Here is a 16,397-nt window from a genome sequence, read left to right on the forward strand (position 1 = left end):
AATTTATTCTTCATGTAAGGCATTTACCGGACTAAGTCTGGCCGCCTTTAAACTTGGGTAAAAGGCACAGCTCAACATCAAAAGGTATAAAAACAAGGCTGATAAAACAATACTTAATACTCCGTAATATCCGTTCACGTAGGGATCTAAATATTGCATAATTAACAATTGAGTAGCAATCAGCACGCCCGGTAAAATACCTAAGGTAGTAAGAACCATCGATTCCCCAAGAAATTGCTTCAATATATCAAATGGACTTGCACCCATAATTACCCGTAAGCCAACTTCGGCCTTACGTTTAGATAGCTTGTAGCTAAATACTCCGGAAATCCCCAGAAATACGTTTATAAATAAAAATGCAAACACAACTAAGGCTATACTTAATTGAATATTATCCATCTTCTGGGCAAACTTTTGAATAAGTGTTAAGGATAAATTTTGCTTTATCTGGATTTCAGGAGCGTTTACCGACATGATGGCTTTTCTAATTTTCTCTTCTAATAACAACAAGTCATCCGTGTTTTTTGATTTAATAAGATAGGTATTAGCCGCACCGCTAATTGGAATGAAAAAGCCGGGGCTAAGGTTAGCACCTGTGTTTTCTCTTACTGTTTCCGAAATACCTACAATCAGCGCAGGCTTATTAGTTATCAAAATGGTTTTCCCTATTGGGTTTTCATTATTAAAATCTCTTTCGGCCAAATCTTTAGTGATTACTACAGGGATACTATTTAAAGCGTAATCTTTTGGGGCAAACCATCGTCCTTCAAGCAGTTTAATGTTCAATACATCCTTGTAATGCTCATCTACTTCAAAAGCTAAAGCCTTACTAACTTGCTTATTATAAGTGATCTTTTCCTCCCTACCCCATTGAAGAAAGGGAACCACCTGAGTTGAACTTATCAATTCTACTTCTTTAATAGACTGCAGTTTTTCTTTAATCAACCCGGTATACTCCAGTTTCTTTTCTTCTGATAGGTTTTGAAAATCAAGCTTTACCAACCAGGCATCTTCATAATGATAGCCTAAAGGTTTGAAATAGTTACTTACCTTCTTCAAATTCAACCCAATAAAAAGAAACAAGGCAATAAAACTGACAAACAGCTGAAACAACAAGAAAAAGTTCTCTTTCTTCCGGTTCATAATCATTTTAAACAGGTGCAAAATCATATGTTGTTTCCTCCTTTCAAAGCGTAAATCACGTTCATGCGTGACATTTTCCAAGCCGGATAAACTCCCGAGATCAGTCCGAGTAACAAACAGCTAAAAAGACAGAATGAAAATACCTGCCAGCTGATGATAAAACTGTCGGTCGGCATCTTAAACAAGGGATCGAAGGTATTGATCAGATGAACCAGTAATTCTGAGGCATACACAGATAAGCCAAGCCCAATCAATCCGCCGATTAAGGTGATGATGATATTTTCGATAATCAGCTGTGTAACCAAGGCTCCTGAAGTTGCACCAAATGATTTACGTACCCCAATTTCCTCTGCCCGCTCACCTATTCGGGTAATATTTATGTTAACCAAACTAATTGCCGGAATCAGCATGAACAGGGTCAGAACTACGAGAACAACTATTGCTGTTTTCCTATACTCTGGCTCATCATCGTTCCTTGAACTGCTTTTAGCGAATTGCTCTAAGGCAGTAAAAGCATGCACTTTTACAGAGTCAGCTCCAGAAGCCAGGTTCTTTCCTTTCATACGGATTTTCAACTCAGCACGCACTCTTTTCAGATCATTCGTCTTTGCCAAAAGCATGGCACTATAAGTTCCTTCAATCTCCTTGTCTGTGAGTTGAATATTGGTGTCTGTAGTATAGGGAACATAAACATCCGAATAAGCCTTGCTAAAAGGTGTGGCAGATTTTACCACTCCAATTACTTTAAAAGATGAACCATATATATTGATCGTTTTACCCAGAGCCTCGTTTTCATTAAAAAAATAGGCTTTAGTTTTTTCGTTGATAACCGCAACCCGGGCACCTTTTTTTACCTCGTTGAGGTCAAAAACTTTTCCCTCCAGGAATTTAAAATCTGTTATTTTCCAGAAATTTTCATCAGTAAATTTAATGGCGTGTCCGGCAGCTTTTCCATTGAGCAAAGAAATAAACTCCTTGGTAGAAAAATAAGAGATTGTTTCTGCACTTTCCAGATCCTTAATATTTTTCTGGAGGAAAGTGAGACTTGGCGTTGCGTCTGTTTGTTCACCATTTTTAAATACAGATACTTTATCCACTATTAAAGTTTTATCTCTATTAACTTCCGGTGGATTTGCACTGATAATCTGATCTATAAAAGATGCGAATATCGTAACAATCATAATGGTAAGGCTTATGCCTACCAAAGTGAGTGCAGTATAATACTTCTTACGAAGCATTACTTTAAAAGTGAGTTTTATATAATTTTTTAACATGATTTCTAGGTTATAGATGATTAACTGACTTGTTGCCCGTCAAAGAAATGAATGACACGCTGCGTTTTTTTAGCCATTTGCTCATCGTGAGTAACCATAACTATAGTGGTTCCATCAGTTTTATTGAGGTGGAGCATTAAGTTCATCACCTCATCTCCCATTGCACTATCCAGGTTTCCGGTAGGCTCATCTGCAAGGAGGATTTCAGGATTTCCAATAATGGCACGTGCAATCGCTACACGCTGGCGTTGTCCACCTGAAAGCTGGTTTGGATAGTGCTTGGTACGGGCACTTAGTCCTACTTTCCCTAATGCCTCCAAAGCCCTCTTGCGTCTTTCAGCACCAGAAATACCATTCCTATACAACAATGGAAGCTCTACATTGTCTATAACCGAAAGGTCATTGATTAGATGATAACTTTGAAAAATAAATCCAAGCTTAAGATTTCTAAATGCAGCCAACCGCTTACGACTAAAAGAAGTAACAGATTGATTGTCCATGGTAATAGAACCTCCAGTTGGCGCGTCCAATAGTCCCATGATATTCAGCAAGCTGCTTTTACCGCAACCAGAAGGCCCCATGATAGACACAAATTCGCCTTTGTTAATATTGATATTAACATTATTAAGGGCAGTCGTTTCAATAGTATCGGTTCGATAAATTTTTTCTATGTTCAATAACTGTATCATCTCTATTTAGTTTAAGGGTGGTGTAAAAGTTAGGATTAAATTTCTCATATTTCTATTTGTTTAATTTAAGTGAATTAGATGTTTTTATTTGTAGCAAAATCATATAGCGTTAGTACGCGCAGGCTGAAGTAAGCATTCCAAAAGCTTTTTAAGGAGAAAATATAATCACGGCGAGCCTGATCTTTTTCCTGCAGTGCGATATTCAGATCGGTGATGCTTAAGTCATTAAGGAAATACCTTTTTTTCGCAATTTCAAACCGTTCGTTTGCTGTTATATCGGCCTCTGCATTAGTTTGCATTTGCTCTTTTATCATAACCAATTGCCTAAGGGTGGTATAAATTTCCTGTTCAAAATTTATTTGTGCTTGTTTAATGTTAGCCTCTACGAGTTTTCTATTCGACTGTGCCGTTTTAATTCTTGAAGCCGAACGCCCCCAATCCAGAATGGGGATTTGAAAACCTAAACTTATTTCCTGCTGATCCTTTGCATTCCTATAAATTCCCGGTAGTTGGTTTGCAACATTTGTCAAACCAAAAGTACCAAAGAGGTTAACTTTTAAACCGTTCTCGCCCTTTGCTTTTGCTACATCTTTATCGGCCTCAAGTAATGCCCTTTTAAACTCTATTGCTTTTTGTCTGTTATTTTTAGCCTGCTGAACTGCAACAGTTGCATCAACCTCAAAAGTGAGCAAATTCTCGGGCAGGATAAGTTGAATTTGGTTTGTGGCCGAAAACCCAATAAAAGATTTTAACTGAAGGTCTGATGTTTCGGCATCAACATTTGCTTGTGAAACAGCTTTTCGCGCATTTAAAACACCAAGTTTCAACCGCAGCAACTCATCTTTAGAGAGCCTGCCCAAAGCCGCTTTACCCTCGCCTATCTTATAGATTGTCTCATTATTGGACAGGTTTTTAGCAGCTATATCTTTGTTGATTTGGGCAATAAGTAGGCTAAAGAATAGTTCCGATGCATCACGCCCTACAACTTCCAGGTCTTCTCTATACTTTTTTTGCGATTCCTCGTAACGCAATGGTTCAATTTTCTTATCCCATGACAATGAATTGAATGCAAACAAAGGCTGATTCAACCCGATAATTAGAGGGTTTCCATTGTATCGGGTCTGTTTACGATCGAAATCCGAAAACCGCAATACATTAGATCCAAGAAACAATTGGCCACCAGTTAACCCAATGTTTTGTGTTAAGCCTAAATTCACTTGTGAATTATCATTAGTTACAGGCTTAAACTCCACTGTTCCATCAGGCTGTATAACCGGTATATTGGTTTTACTAAACTGAGGTAATGTTCCATCCAGACTTAACTGTGGACTATAGTTCGATTTAAAGGTTTTATATTGCCAATACTGATTTTCACGAATGGTAGCTGCTTGTACTGCTGCAGTTGAATGTGTTTTAGCGATCTCAATGACGTCTTGCAAATTTAGTTTCACAGTATCACTAAGGCTTTGACTCTTTACAACTATAGGCATAAATATTCCGGCAAGTAATATTAACTTGAACATGGCTGTATTTTTATTTAATGTGGATTATTTGATCTTAACTTTGCTGAGGTGGATAAAATCCTGCATCTCTGAGATAATGACCCGTTCGCCGGCTTTAACGCCCGATAGAATCTCTACATAATCCGAGTTGCTTTCCCCTATTTTCACTTTACGAGATACCGCATTTTCGCCTTCCAGTACAAATACTTTCTGTTCTTCAGAGCCGTTAAAGGCAGCGCCATTCTTTACCCTTACCGTATTTTCTTTGTAAGAAGTAATTACAAATACATCCACCTTTAAATTAGATCTAAGTAGCTTTGAATTTTTGTTGCTTAAGCTGATAGAGAATTTTACAGTACCATTTTCAACAGCAGGTTGTACATTACTGATATTTCCCCTCAGGTCGGTTTTATTGATTCGGACCAAAGCAGTTCTACCTGCTTTTACTTCATCGGCGTAGGTATCAGAAATACTTGCTTCTACCTTATAACTGCTTAAATCTGCAATGCGCACCAGCTCTTCACCTTCATTAATTTCTGCGCCAATCTTATTGTTAACCCAAGTGATCACACCATTGCGAGGTGAAGAAATGGCGGTGTTTTTCAGTTTATCACTAACGCCTTTAATATCCTTTTCACGGATGTTGATTTCATAACCCAAACTCTTCAGATCGGCTTGCATCATAGCCTTCTGGTTGTCAATCTGATTTTTGATTTGTGTTAATTCCAATAGCGCCACATTTAAGGTAAGACGGGCTTGTTTTACATTTTCATCTGTACTTCCGCCAATAGCTAATAGCGATTGCTCATGATCCAAAGCAGTTTCCAGACTACTGATTTTCATCTCCTTAATTGAATACTGGGTTTTTAATTCATCAAGGCTTTTCTGAAGTCCCAAAGACAATTGGTTTATTTTATTGCGATTAACATGCTGTTCCTCATTTAGTTTTTCAAAGGCCAGTAAGGAAGCTTCTTTGTTCAATTGCAAAATAGATTGACCAGCAAGTACCTTCTCCCCGGCATTAAATAGTACCTGCTCAATTTTGGCACTTACCGGAGCGCTTATCGTAACTTCATACTCTGGTGTAATAATTCCTGAAGCAGGTACAGTTGCTTCAATCACGCCTATTTCTGCAATTGATGTGGTAAATGTGCTCCGCTTTACAGATGGTTCAACCATGCTTTTAAATTGAATAAATCCAAAAGCGGCAACTAATAAAGTGGTAAACACAATGAGGTATATTTTGGTTCTTCGCCTGGCTTGTTGTTTGACTGAAATTTCACGGTCCATAATTATATTTCTTTGAACCCTATATTTCAATGCAAATGCCAAAAGCAAATAACTATAAATAAGATAGTTATAAAATTACATTAAAACTCAACTGTTTCATTATGGACAGTGTGTATTAAAGTGAACAGGAAATGAAAGACAGAATAGTGAAGTGTAGAATTATAAAAAATGTCATAAAACAATAAGAGGGTGTATCATAAAAATGATACACCCTCTTATTGTTTTATGACATACTGAATTTACCTCAACACCTTCTATTTCAGCACTTTGATCTGCCCTTTCATTACCATATAATGGCCTGGGTAAGTACAGATAAAAGGATATATTCCAGGTTTTTTTGGTACTGTAAAATAAATAGTATCTGATTTTCCAGGTTGCAATAATGAGGTATGTGCGATAACCTTAGTACTATTCGGAACAAAATCATACTTTTCACCATCAAGCCCCATCTTCATTACCATTTCTCCAACAACATTGCCCGACCCTGGAGTTGTAAGCACAAAATTGTGTAGCATGTCGTCCGTGTTGGCAAAAGTCAGTTTCACTTTAGTGCCAGCCTTTAAAGTTAAATTTGTAACGTTAAATTTCAATCCTGGTTTGGTCCCCAATAAAATGGTTTTAACCAACCCGTTCTTCCAGCTTGCCGGTTGTTTGGTAACATGTTTTCCAGCATCAGTACTGCCGGTAACTTTTTCACCGGTCTCGGCCATATTCTTCATATTATGATGATCCATGCCTTGCATTGCATGATCAGCCTCCATGGCTCCAGTAGGTTTGTTTTCATCCGTAGCCACTATTTTTTCCCCATCCGGAATTTTGTTTAAAGTATAATATCCATAATTGTGAAGTAAAGGAGTATTACCGTTTTCTGAGCGTATTCCTTCAGTTTTGATCTCATGAATATATCCTTCCTTTAAACTATCAAGTACTAAGCGTACACGTTTATGATCTGGAGAGATAACGATTGCTTTAATACTACGTGGCGATTGATTGATCACCGGACTTCCGTAAATGTGGTGGTACTTATAAGTAAAAGTCGACAATTTATAAGAACCCGCATTACGGGCAGTTTTTTCATCAACTGGCATGGTAAATTCCAATTCAAAACCATCAGGTTGCGCCTTTACCGTCTGCACCTCAAAAGGCATAACACCAGACCAGGTTAAACGTTGCAAACCATATTCTTCTTTTCCGGTTGAAGACCACCCTCTTGAAGTCATACCCACGAGCATACTACCATCAGAACCCCAGTTCATCCTCAATATACCCGAAGAAAATCCTTCACGAAAAGGAAATACCATCCCTTGGTAAACCCCTTTAACCTTTTCCAGGTATACCCTGCTGATTTTACTCTGCGATTGGTCTCCTACAAATAGTTGCCCTTTAAAAGGCCCCATATTTCCATTATCTGAATAGCTAAGAATGCCGGAAGTTGAATTACCCATGATAGAATGTGGAATCCATACAGAAGGAGTTTTTAGTCCGGGTACTCTTTTAGCCACATCATATTTCGGTTCACCTGTATCTGGAATATCCTTTTTGCGAAGCTTTACCGGAGAGTCTGGCTGATCAGCCCAAATCAATCCTGCAGGATTACCTACAAAATCACCCTCTTCAACGTGCGTAATGCTACCTGAACCCACCCAATCGCCTTGGTTTTCTGCATAAAATATATCTCCACTGTTGTTCAAAGCGAAAGCCGCAGGTGAGCGGAAACCCGTAGCAAAAGGTTTCATTTTAAAATCAGGAGTGAATTTGAGCATCCAGCCATGCCATTTGGACATACTTTCTCCAAAACCTATCCAACCTAAATTTAGGGTAACAACCATATTACCATCTTTATCAAGCATAGGGCCATAGGCATACTCATGATAATTACCCGATAAAGGCCAGGAATACATTGTTCTGTATTCGTCAGCTTCACCATCGCCGTCCAGATCGCGAAGACGCGTAAGCTCAGCACGCTGAGTCAGGTAGAGATCTCCCTTAATATAGCTTAATCCCAATATTTCATGCATACCATGCGCAAATAGGCGGTATTTAGGCTGTTGCCCGTCTTTCATATATGGGTTTGTAATGATCCATACCTCTCCGCGGCGGGTAGCAACAGCTAATTCGTCATTGGGTAAAAAGGTCATTCCCCCAACTTCAAGTGCTACTTCTTTTGGAATAGGGATAGTTACAATTGGAAATATTGTATTTTCTGTTTGCGCATTCGTTTTGGCCATGCCCGCACCCAGTAATAAGAGAGATAATAAGTATTTTAAATTTTTCATTCTACGATTACCAGATTAGCGAATATGTTAATGATTCAGTTCCATTGGCCAGGGGAGCAATTAGTTCCTGACCATTTTTTGTTTTCCTGATAAAAGCCTTTGCTTCAGCTGGAACTTTTACAGTATACACTTTATTTCCAATGCTATAAGTGTTGTTTTTCAGTGCCTCTATAGTTGCAGCGGCAGCAATCCTACAGTAAAGAGGTTCTTTGCTATTACTGATACTTATGGTACGGTCTATCCCTCCGCCCCCACTTTGCACTACTATTTTATCACTTATATCAGCGCCATTTGATGAGTATAAAAATGTAGGCATTTTGCTTTTATCCAATACATACCCCTTGTTTTGAAGGTCATCAAAAGCTATAGAATCAGGCCATGCGGCATTCTGATCAGCCAATGCTGCTATGGCTGGAGCCGCAGAAAGAGATAACACAGTACCGAGGGGTTTGGCTAGTTGCGGCTCTCCTCTATCGTGCCACATTTCAGTCACATCGATAAACTGTCCGTGCCATAACTGCAATAATGCACCCTGCTTCAAGTCGTAACTATAATTTAGCTTCTCTGGAGTTCCTACAGAGATTACATGAGTGCGTTTCTTCCCTTCAAACATGAGGTAACTTCGCAATAAATAAGGTTTATTTCCTACGTTGAGGATATAAGGGTTGGCGCTTTGCGCCCATGTATTAGTTGCGCAGCATATAAAAAATACTACGCAGAACATAACTCGTTTACAGATCGTCATACTTTTATTTTGGTTATTAAACAACGAAACAATCGATTGCATAACAAATATATAAAATTCCCTCGTTTTTTATAATCAAGTTTTTTTCGACAATAAAATGTGGTATTTCAGATGCTTATGCTAAAAATTGAGCCGCCTATTTTATTATTTCTCCAGAAAATCCAACTCAGCGATAGCCAATGCTTTTTTGTTACCGGCAATGGTTGTTGCCTGCACCTGCACATACCTTGCTGTTACTGCCTTTTTAAAATAGTGGGTTCTGGCGGTAGGGTCATTTATTAAGTTACCAAACTCAAAGCTTTCTACAATCTCCCAATTCTTGCCGTCGTTACTAATCTGGATGATCCCTTTTTCCATCATACCATCTAAAAAGCTCTTTGGCGGCGTATAAACAAATGCGCTTAAATTGTGTGCTGCACCCAAATCTATAGCAATTTGAAGTCTAGAATCATTAGCTTCTGAAAGCCAGTAAGTCTGTTTCTTTGCATCAAAAGCCATTGCGCCTTTATTTTTATCAGTTTCACTACTTACTGTTAATAGTTTCCAATCTTTCTTTATCAAACCAAATGTTTCAGTGGCAATACTTCCTTTATCTTTATGAGCGATAGCGATTGCTTTAATTTCACCTTTGGTTATTGAAACAGGACCAGTATATTTTTTTGATGCTGCGGTAGGCTCTGTACCATCGGTGGTATAGTAAATTTCAACCCCTTTGCCTAAATTTTCTGTGGCATTCTGACCATGCGGGTTCCATCCAAATTCATGAGTTTTTGGCGATATGGTTAATAAACCATTAACATCTCTGTCAAACTGTAATTGAGATGGCTTTGTATGGTAATAATGGGCTTCAATTGTAGCAATGGCAGGAGATGCTCTTGATGAAAGCACTTTTAACCTAAATTTTGAGGCTGTAACCTCAGGAAAACGTAATATTCTTTTATAACCGATGTTTGTTGTCGAAGCAATTTCTTGCCATTTTCCATCAATCCAAGCCTCAAGAGTATGCTGTTCTACTCGTTCACCATGAGATGTGATTGCTTCTTGCAAAACAATTCTGTTAATGGTAACCGGTTTGCCGGTAGTAATTTCTATGCTTTTTTCAGGCTTTGCCAATAACAAATAGGTGTTTAAGCTTTTGTCCAATACTTGAGCTGGCCCTTTTGCACCGGTAAATAGATTTTTGCCGTAAGTTTCGTTAATGCGTTTACCAACTTCGGTCAATACTTTTACATCCTCTGGAGAGAATTTACCCTCGCGGTTTGGCGGAATATTAAGTAAGAAAGTAGAATTGCCGCCAACAGCTCTTTCGTAAATATCAAAAACATCATCAGTACTACGTACTTTTTGCTTTTCGTCATCACGGTAAAACCATCCTTCTCTAATTGAGGTGTTGGTTTCTGCTTGTTGGTAATGCAAATATTTTCCTTTGTACAAATCATCTCTGCTGCCCAATGATGCTTCGGTTAAATCTGCAAAGTTGTTTGCCGTATTAGGATTCTGTATATAAGGAATAACATTCCATTCAGTGTTTCGGGTTGCACCGGCTTCATTACCACACCAACGAATATCTTCTTTACCAAAAATAACAGCCTTAGGTGCTAAAGTATGGATCAGCTTTTTCCAGGAGGCATAATTGTATTGCTGACCACCTTTTGTTTTAGGAGTTGCTCCATCAAACCAAACCTCATCAACCTGACCATACTCCGTTAAAACTTCAAATAGTTGGTTAAGGAAATACTCATTATAATCATCTACTTCAAATTCGAATTTGGTTTTATTGGCAAAGGGTCTGCCAGAAACCTGACGTGGAATACTACGCTTAGTAACTTTGCTTAAGTTGCCGTATAAACCTGTAGGACTTTCAATCTGGAAGAGGTCGGCAGGTGATAAATAAATGCCCAGCTTTAAACCATACTTTTTGCAGGATGCTGATAGCTCTTTTAAAATGTCACCCTTCCCGTTTTCGAAACCTGTTGACATGATGCCATGTGTGGTATAGCGGCTTTGCCAAAGTACAAATCCATCATGATGCTTTACAGTTATGATCACCATTTTCATACCTGCCGCTTTCATAGATTGGCACCACTGATCGGTATGAAGTTCCTTTAAATCGAAAACCTTGGGATCCTCTTTACCACTCCCCCATTCCATGCGGGTAAAAGTATTTGGCCCAAAGTGTATAAAGGCAATAAATTCATTTTTCAATGCACTAAGCTGGTTAGGTGTTGGCACTACATGAGCAGCCTTGGCTATAATTGTAGCCTTTGAGTCGGTTGCAGAAACTGGAATAGTGTTTTGCAGTTTAATTGTTCCGATGCTTTGTGCATCTGCATTTAAGTAAACAACTGCCATTAAAGCTGTTGCTATAAATATCTTTTTCATTTGATTTGTCTAGAGGGATAAAAATACAATTTGTCTGGCATCAGAATACCATTCAAATTATCATCTACTTAAACTATATTATCATCTATTTATTTCCTAATAATTTTGAGATGGTTGATTTCAATGCCAATGCCCGTTCAGCTAACGACAGGGCTCCATGGTATAAACTTATCGCTACTATTTCAAGAAAAACATAGCGTAGTTGGTTAAAAGAGTGGATTAAACGATTAATAGCTTTATAAAAATTGAAAATCGGGAACCAACTCCTGGATTACTTTCAAACCTTATCCTCCCACCTTGTCGCTCTATAAACTCCTTACATAATGCCAACCCTAAACCAACTCCCCTTTCGTTGTCAGTACCATATTCTGGTTCGGAGTTAATAGAAAAAATCTTTTCCTGTTTATCCAACGGAATTCCCTTTCCATTATCACTAACGGTTATTTTACATTCATCCGATATCACTTCAGCTTCAGTAGTAATCTGCCCTCCATACGGGGTGAATTTCACCGCATTACTGATCAGATTGCGTACTACCAGTTGGAGCATATTAACATCAGCAATAACTTCCAATTCATGCGGAATATAATAATTCAGGGATATATCTTTTTTCAAGGCATGTATCCTTTCCATCTCAATTGTCCCCTGTAATGTTGTAAACAAGTTTACAACCACTAGATTTACATTTGGCCCTTCCATTTGAGATTTAGACCAATGCAACAAATTGGAAAGCATTTCCATAGTATTGTTAGTAGATTTTAGCAATGCTTTTTCTAACACTAATCGGTCTTCGGGCTCCAACACACCTGCATTTAGTAACGCCAGATAGCTTTGTACGTTCATGAGAGGAGTTCTCATATCGTGTGAAATAATAGACATTAGCGTTTGAATTGCTATTGTCTTTTCCTCGGTAGCTTTTCGTTCTTTATCATAACTCCGTCTCATGAATTTAATGACAATATAAATTGTGACTACCGGTATAGGAAATGCAGTAATCCGATCGATAAACTGCCCTCTACCCTCAGTAAATGGATATTTCACCAAAGAAGGGTAATAATACTCTATGATATGAAGTATCAGGAAGCACAATAAATAGACAATTAACCATTTGATGTGTTGCCGATACGGAGAAATTGCAAATACCAATAGCAGATAAGCAGGCCATATCAGGTCAGTAGATCCATTGATTCCTGAATTAGAAAAGTAATTAACACCTAAAAGTAAAACACCTACTAAACCGAATAACGCGCTATTGTGTGCTTTTCCACGAAATCTGGAATAATAGTACTGCTGCAAAAAGAACAAGCCAATTAGAAAAGTTGACACCGCTGCCACATACAGATGTGCATATATATTATAAGGCACATATACACAAGCCAAAGCGATCAAACTAATGCTTATAGAATGAAATATTCTACTTTCTAAAGAAAACTTTAATGGACTACCTATCAACTCAGCCCAGAAAGCCTTATTTTTTGAAAAGTGATCATTAAGAATGCTGAAGTTAATTTTTTGCATGAAGAAATATAAGCTTTCTATACAGAAATGAAGGAATAAAATTCAGTATCACTAGTCACTTCTTTTTTTCAGCTCTTTGAGCGAGTAAAAACTATCTCTCCAGATAATTCCATTCTGGGACAATGTCTTATAGGTAGACTTTAGGATGATATAGGTCATTACCCCTCCTGCAAAAGCAATTACTAAAAAATCCCACCACTGCTTGCGTGTCGGTTTAAACCACATCAACAACCATTGCAATGCCAAAATAGCCAGTCCAACCAAAAGGCACCAGCGGTTTCCAGACAGCAATGTTGCAGGTAGAGGAAAAGTAAATACAAGAAATGTACTGATTGCAGTCCCCATGGCTTTAAATGGATTATAGTCAAATACTGAGAACATATTTTTCATCAGCCCATTAGTAAATTCACCTATACTGGTATACCATTCCAATCCGATTTGGTCTTCTCCATAAAGCACATCCTGACTAAATCCCGAACTCTTGATCAACCTGCCCAGTTGCAGGTCATCATCAGGTCTTAGCTTGATTCGGGAATGAGTCCCGGCATGTTGATAGGAACTGCGCTTCACCAAGTTAAAAGCTCCAATACCCATATGAGCATCTGAATTTGGATTTCTGGCTTCCCAGGGTTTCTGTCGAACTTCCAGCATAATAAAAAAAGTTTGCAGGATGCTCCTTAGCAACAACGAGCGCGATCTGACCTCAGGGAAAATAGTGAGATGATCAAGCGAATGTTCAGTAACGTAATGCATTGATCTACTGAGAACGTCTTTGTCAAAAACGATATCTGCATCAGTAAACAAAAGCCATTCTGAATCGGTGCAAAGGTAGCCCTGCTGTAACGCATGGTTTTTGCCGAGCCAGCCAGATGGCAACTCGCTCACTACTCTAACAGATAAATGTGGGTATTGCCCAGTAAAGCTATCCAAAATAGTCTGCGTCTGGTCAGTAGAACGGTCATTCACTACCATCACCTGGTAATTTGGATAATCTAAACTACACACACTTTTTAGTGCTTCTGCCAGATTATCCTCCTCGTTACGTACAGCAATCACAACCGCAACAGTAGGTAAAATCTTAGCTAAAGGCTGGTCCTTTAAAAAGCGAATCTTCCTTGTATTTATTAAAAGGAGAATGACTAAAGCAACCCAAAAAATCAGGATTGCCAACAAGTAATAAAATAACATAATTAAAATTTACAAAAAAATAGTGGGTTGTATAGCAGGTTAGTGTTTGCGTTGGCAAGCTTTCTCATTCCATTATTTCCGATGAAGAAGTAAGTGAAAAATCTGCATATTGCCAAGCTTTATCCAAAACCTTTTTGGTTTTTTCTGCCTGATTGATTTTGTTTTGCTTTAGCTGGGATTTGTATAACCCTGCTAGTGCCCAGCCGTTCTTTTTCCAGGTTAATAAATCCTGCAGGTATATTTTCTCAGCTTCACTGTATTTACCTACATTGAGCAATACTGCTCCCAGATGATGCCTAACCGAGAAGAACCAATCTGGAGGTTCGTTGTAATTGAGCTTATCTTCAAGAGCGACAGCTTCTTTGAGTAGAGTGATCGCCTGGTCTGTTTGTTTTTCTTTTACAGCGATTCCTGCCTGCAATACTTTCGAGGCAATTTGCACCAAGTCAGCCGTTGTATTGATATTCCATATGGTTAAATCTTGCAGCATAGTGTCAACAACAAGGGCTGAGAGTGCCTTCATTTCTTTTCGTGCATTCACTACCTCCTTTTTCCCAAGATAAGCCATCCCTTTTGCATAATGCCAGATGGCCTTAGGATATACCAGATCTTTGGGCGGAAGCGGCAGGGAAAGTATTGTATCCCACATGGACAGTTTTACCGCCACGTAGTAAGGAATAGTATAATAGTGCTGCAAAGTACCCCAATCGGACTGTCGCATAATGTCTTTTGCAGTATGTTTCTGCACCTGCAAGGCAGCCTGCCATGCCAAGGAAGAATTTCCTTCCAGTGTGGCCGTGGCAGCCAGAAAGTGATAATTATGCGGATAATAGGCAAGCGGGTACACACCCTGAGCATGGCAAACCGTGCTATAAATGCTATCTGTTTTAACCGCATTGATATTTGACAAAGAACCCAAATGATAATCGCCTGTATTGATATAAATATGGGAAGGCATATGCACAAGATGGCCTGAGCCAGGCACCAGTGTATCCAACAGATGGGCACTTGACATAGCTTTTTCAGGACTGATGGAAGATTCCATCGCATGGATATAAAAATGGTGTGCACCCGGGTGGCGTGAATTGATCTTGATGAGATGCTCCAATACCGTCACAAGTTCTGGCGTCCATGGCTGTGGTGCTTTTGTCTTCTTTTGATATAAATCCCAAGGATGCAGGTTCATTAATGACTCAGCATACAGTGCGCCAATGTCCGGATCAGAAGGATACTGGCGGTATACTTTTTTCATAGCTGCTGCATAAGCTATATCAAGTGGTCTGCGATCAGGAGGTGGTTGTACAGCATAGCGGGTAGCCAACGCCGCTATGAGTGCTTTTTCTTTGGGTGTACAGTTATGGGCGAGTTGCTGTGCCTTAAAAGCTGCGTCGTATGCACGTTGAAAATTATCTTTTTCCATACCCCCGTTGTAATTGGGTCCCAACACATAGGCAAATCCCCAATAAGCCATAGCACAGGTCGAGTCCAACCGCATCGCTTCATAGAACGACCTTGCAGCTTCGGCATGGTTAAATCCGTAGGCCAACATCATCCCCTGATTGAAATAATCCTGTACCTGCTGGTCTGCAGTTGAAATCTTAAAATTAATTCCCTGAAGTCCACTCAGCATAGGTGCCTTGCGACCTGAACTATACCAGTCTTTGTCGTTGGTAGCGCGGCTGTAGCAGACAGCCACCTGTGCTGGATTTACAGCTGATTCCTTTTGCTTTGATGAGTTGCCGTTATTGCATGACAAAAGAAAAAGGAAAGCCAGGAGAAAAAAGATATGTTTCATACCGAGCAGTTTTTATTCAACAGAAACAACGATTAAATATAATAAAAATGAATCGATATTTCAATTGGTTGATTGAAATCAGCAACCAAGAGGTTTATTATGGCCTATCCTCCACAAATCCGGTTTTATGTCTTCCTGTTACTTTGAACGTAGCACCATCAATATTCAGATCAAATGTGATTGAATCGGTTGGTGTACCAGATCCGGGACCAACAGTACCATTGGTGATGATCCGGCCATTTGACACACTGAAACTGGTGTAAACGGCTCCAGCTCCACTGTTACTAACATTTGATGCAGAGAAAGTCTGACTCGCAAGATCTACATTGATCTTTCCTTTAATTGCTATGTTCTTTGTTCCGGCTCTGAGGGATGTACTTTGAATCCAAAACTGCGTTGCACTATTGTCTGCAGTATTGAAACTATACAAAGTATAACGTCTTGTAGAATTGTCGACAGATACATGCCAGTCACCAGACATTTTTTCCATTTTAGTTCCTCCGTAATCTACATCCTTTTTGCAACCGGTATAAAAGACCACTGCCGTAAGCGTTAACATTAACGTCAATATTTTATTATGCTTAGTTTTCATTTG

At 39.0% G+C, this 16,397-nt stretch carries 12 protein-coding genes; all 12 read right to left on the reverse strand.

The window, feature by feature from the left end:
• Positions 1-3: 3 nt before the first annotated feature.
• Positions 4-1,143: an ABC transporter permease gene (locus J1905_RS14250; protein WP_214227943.1), complete on the reverse strand. Its 1,140-nt coding sequence runs from the start codon at positions 1,141-1,143 to the stop codon at positions 4-6.
• A 23-nt stretch (positions 1,144-1,166) separates the two neighbouring features.
• Positions 1,167-2,417 carry an ABC transporter permease gene (locus J1905_RS14255; protein WP_214227944.1) on the reverse strand — a complete coding sequence of 417 codons (1,251 nt, stop codon included), beginning with the start codon at positions 2,415-2,417 and terminating at the stop codon, positions 1,167-1,169.
• 20 nt (positions 2,418-2,437) lie between these two features.
• Complete coding sequence (locus tag J1905_RS14260) at positions 2,438-3,106, reverse strand: ABC transporter ATP-binding protein (protein WP_214227945.1); 669 nt, start codon at positions 3,104-3,106, stop codon at positions 2,438-2,440.
• 74 nt (positions 3,107-3,180) lie between these two features.
• Positions 3,181-4,629, reverse strand: a complete 1,449-nt coding sequence (locus J1905_RS14265) for a TolC family protein (protein ID WP_214227946.1) — start codon at positions 4,627-4,629, stop codon at positions 3,181-3,183.
• A gap of 24 nt (positions 4,630-4,653) precedes the next feature.
• The gene (locus J1905_RS14270) at positions 4,654-5,898 is read right to left on the reverse strand and encodes an efflux RND transporter periplasmic adaptor subunit (RefSeq protein WP_214227947.1); all 1,245 of its coding nucleotides are present in this window, start codon (positions 5,896-5,898) and stop codon (positions 4,654-4,656) included.
• Positions 5,899-6,152: 254 nt separating this feature from the next.
• A complete protein-coding gene (locus J1905_RS14275; protein WP_214227948.1) occupies positions 6,153-8,174 on the reverse strand; it encodes a plastocyanin/azurin family copper-binding protein in 2,022 nt (673 codons plus the stop codon).
• Between the two features lie 7 nt (positions 8,175-8,181).
• Positions 8,182-8,802: a hypothetical protein gene (locus J1905_RS14280; RefSeq protein WP_214227949.1), complete on the reverse strand. Its 621-nt coding sequence runs from the start codon at positions 8,800-8,802 to the stop codon at positions 8,182-8,184.
• A 261-nt stretch (positions 8,803-9,063) separates the two neighbouring features.
• Complete coding sequence (locus tag J1905_RS14285; RefSeq protein ID WP_214227950.1) at positions 9,064-11,301, reverse strand: alpha-L-fucosidase; 2,238 nt, start codon at positions 11,299-11,301, stop codon at positions 9,064-9,066.
• 219 nt (positions 11,302-11,520) lie between these two features.
• A complete protein-coding gene (locus J1905_RS14290; protein WP_214227951.1) occupies positions 11,521-12,819 on the reverse strand; it encodes a sensor histidine kinase in 1,299 nt (432 codons plus the stop codon).
• A gap of 51 nt (positions 12,820-12,870) precedes the next feature.
• Positions 12,871-14,007, reverse strand: coding sequence for a glycosyltransferase family 2 protein (locus J1905_RS14295; RefSeq protein ID WP_214227952.1), 1,137 nt, complete (start codon positions 14,005-14,007; stop codon positions 12,871-12,873).
• Between the two features lie 64 nt (positions 14,008-14,071).
• Entirely contained in the window at positions 14,072-15,802 is a 1,731-nt protein-coding gene (locus J1905_RS14300) for a tetratricopeptide repeat protein (RefSeq protein ID WP_214227953.1), read from the reverse strand.
• 97 nt (positions 15,803-15,899) lie between these two features.
• Positions 15,900-16,394 (reverse strand): lipid-binding protein, encoded by a 495-nt coding sequence (locus tag J1905_RS14305; protein ID WP_214227954.1) that lies wholly within the window; start codon positions 16,392-16,394, stop codon positions 15,900-15,902.
• Positions 16,395-16,397: the final 3 nt, after the last annotated feature.

The organism is Pedobacter sp. B4-66, assembly GCF_018492665.1.
Lineage (GTDB): Bacteria > Bacteroidota > Bacteroidia > Sphingobacteriales > Sphingobacteriaceae > Pedobacter.